This window comes from Endozoicomonas sp. ONNA2, from assembly GCF_024606365.1.
Lineage (GTDB): Bacteria > Pseudomonadota > Gammaproteobacteria > Pseudomonadales > Endozoicomonadaceae > Endozoicomonas.
Genome location: NZ_JAHHPO010000566.1, coordinates 1 through 2,711 on the forward strand (window position 1 = coordinate 1; position 2,711 = coordinate 2,711).

3 protein-coding genes are annotated in these 2,711 nt (G+C 30.5%); all 3 read left to right on the forward strand.

The annotated features are described in order from the left end of the window. Positions 1–42 precede the first annotated feature (42 nt). Positions 43–660 (forward strand): O-antigen polymerase, encoded by a 618-nt coding sequence (locus KDK14_RS09915; RefSeq protein ID WP_257264941.1) that lies wholly within the window; start codon positions 43–45, stop codon positions 658–660. Positions 661–691: 31 nt separating this feature from the next. Further along, positions 692–1,840: a hypothetical protein gene (locus tag KDK14_RS09920; protein ID WP_257264942.1), complete on the forward strand. Its 1,149-nt coding sequence runs from the start codon at positions 692–694 to the stop codon at positions 1,838–1,840. Continuing rightward, positions 1,824–2,711: acyltransferase (locus KDK14_RS09925; RefSeq protein WP_257264943.1), on the forward strand; the 888-nt coding region annotated here is incomplete at its 3' end. The genes KDK14_RS09920 and KDK14_RS09925, both read left to right, overlap by 17 nt.

Consider the following 2,711-nt stretch of genomic DNA (forward strand, 5'->3'; position numbering starts at 1 on the left):
TGAGCTCGGAGATGTGTATAAGGGACAATTGTAATTATTGCAATGGCAGTGCTTGCAATTATTATTGGTGGATTAGCTATTGTTCGGTATGGTGCAGAAAATATTGGTGGTGGTCTTACTTTTATAAATTTAATTATTTGGATTATTCATGGTGATCTAACAGGTGCTATTAGCTTTGGATCATATGTATCAGACTTAGCAGCTGATCAGTATCTGTATGGAAAATACACTCTAGGAGAATATATATCCATAATTTATTCTGGCTATGGCCCGCACGGAGCTGAATATATTAGAAATGAGTTCTTGCCAAGTAGATTAACCGCACAGTCCGTAGCAATACCATTTAATTTTTATTTAGACTTTGGCGTGACTGGAGTAATATTATTTTCTACAGTAACAGGTTTTTTATATGCATATTTTGAAAGGCAGTTTTTAGAAAACAGTAGTTTAGTATGTACATTTTTGTTTTTAGTATACTCATTCAATCTATTCCTATCTGCTAGGAATGGAATTTTTCCTGCTACACCTATCCTTGTATATTATGGATTTGCATTAATCTTCATTTTCAGAAAAAAGGACTCTATGGTTGATAGGATTTTAGAACTAGCTTTTATTTGTACATTCGTACTTTCCCTGGTCGTAGGTTTGACTCGTGTATAAGAAGATGAGAACTATTACCAAGGAGTTGTTTTTGGTATCAATGCCAGGAATCAACAGGCTCTTACCTGTAATTGCATTACCCATAATAGTGAAAAATGAAGAAGCAACTGCTGTCATTGGGTATTTATCTTTCTCATCTGTTGTTGTTTTAGTTACGGCTATAGGGTTTATTAATGTAATTCTTGCAGCTCCAAAAGCAGTGCGGCCAAAACGGCTAGTCAGTATTATAAAAATAAATTCCATTTTTTTCGTCTTAGCCAGTGGAGTCGTATTTTTAAATAATATCTTTTTCAGAGGCGATATTGAGGAAATATTAATCCCATTATGGGTTTATTTATGGGGGGTTTATCAATTATACAGATCATACCTGATATTTGAAAATAAAAAAGAATTCTTAATAGTTTATGAGTCAATATCACTAATAGTATTAGTGACAGCTTTATTTCTTTTTAATTTTCATGGGCTATATATTATTATTCCTTTTATCAGCTTAGTCCCTTTCTTGATATTTTTTTATATAGATCTAAAAAATACAAATGGTTCTCAAATAACTATTGACTTCTTAAAGTCGTCACTCTACTTCTCATTAGCAAATCTATTTAGCGCGAGTGCATTTATGCTTTTTCCATTTTTTTTAAAATTGACTAATGAGGCTGGTTTTAAAGTAATTGTTGCTGGAGTTTGTATTAATGTACTTTCAGTATCAATGCTAGTAAACAGGTCGCTATCTAATTACTTTATTCCTAGGCTGCTAGATTCTAATAAGAGTGAATTTAATAATGAATACTATAAATTTGTAAGATTAAATAAACTTGCGACTATCATTGTGTATTTAGTAACTGCTATATGCTTAGATTATTATCTCAGCTATTTTTTTTCTAAAGAATATGATGGTATTAGTGGAAATAAAATAGTATATATTTTGACATTCGTTATGGCTACAACACAACTTCTTTTGCCAGCTTCAAATTTATTAACAATAAAAAATCAATCTAAAAAAACTGCTGCAATCAATGCAGGTGGTTTAATTATTTTTATTGGTTGTGTCTCAATAGGTTATTTTTTTACTAGTTTACAGTCAATGTTGTTATATTTGATTTCGCTGATAATTGGTAATTTTTTTAGAATAATACTTTCGTATTTTGTTGAAAAAGGTTTGATTGATGAATCAGCAAATTAGTAGAAAGATCTATATTATTAAATTTATTGCAATTCTAATGGTTGTTTATATTCATTCTTATGGTTTCTTTGAATTAGAGGGGGTTGATGGTTGGCTTTCATATTGGTTAGCCCAAGTTTTTTCAAGAATCGGAGTTCCTGTTTTTTTTGTTATCTCAGGCTATCTCTCATGTCACTCTTTAGAGAAAAAGAACTTTAGAGTTAGACGTAAAGTTTTGAAATTAACAAAAATATTTTTTATTTGGAACAGTATCGCATTAATATTATATTTACTTGGTTCATTTTATGTGCAGCCAAGTCCAATAAATAATTATGCCAACATGGACACTATTGAATTACTATGTGCATTTTTTGGGATAGGGAGAAGCCCCATTAATTACCCGCTCTGGTTTCTACGAGATTTAATATTACTTACTATTTTATCTCCTATTTTTTTTAGAATATACGTCAGTTATTATCATTTTTTTATCTTCGTGGTTTCGGTACTTTTAATTCTTTGGCTTTTTCAAAATACAGATAGCTTTAGTCAATTAAGCTCGCAAAGTTTACCATTTTATTTAAGCGGTTTCTTGTTGCATAGCAACTGGCAAAGAATTATGGATTTCAATAAAGGAAGGGGCTTAATCATACTATACTTGCTGCTAAGTATTCTTTGTGTTTATTCAAACCTTTCTGACCTTGTGGGGAAGTACTCAACTCTAAACAAGTGCACAGTGATAATTGGTGTAATTATGTTTTTAAATATATATGTAAGTGAAAATGTCAGCTCAAGTATATATTATAAGTTAGGATCATTTTCTTTAATTGTTTTTATTGCTCACGAGCCATTGTTATCTATGTTAATGAAAATCATCGCAATTAATGATTCATTT

Bases quoted from the DNA above. Each gene is read 5' to 3' on its own strand.
- KDK14_RS09915 (WP_257264941.1), top strand. From the start codon at position 43: ATGGCAGTGCTTGCAATTATTATTGGTGGATTAGCTATTGTTCGGTAT.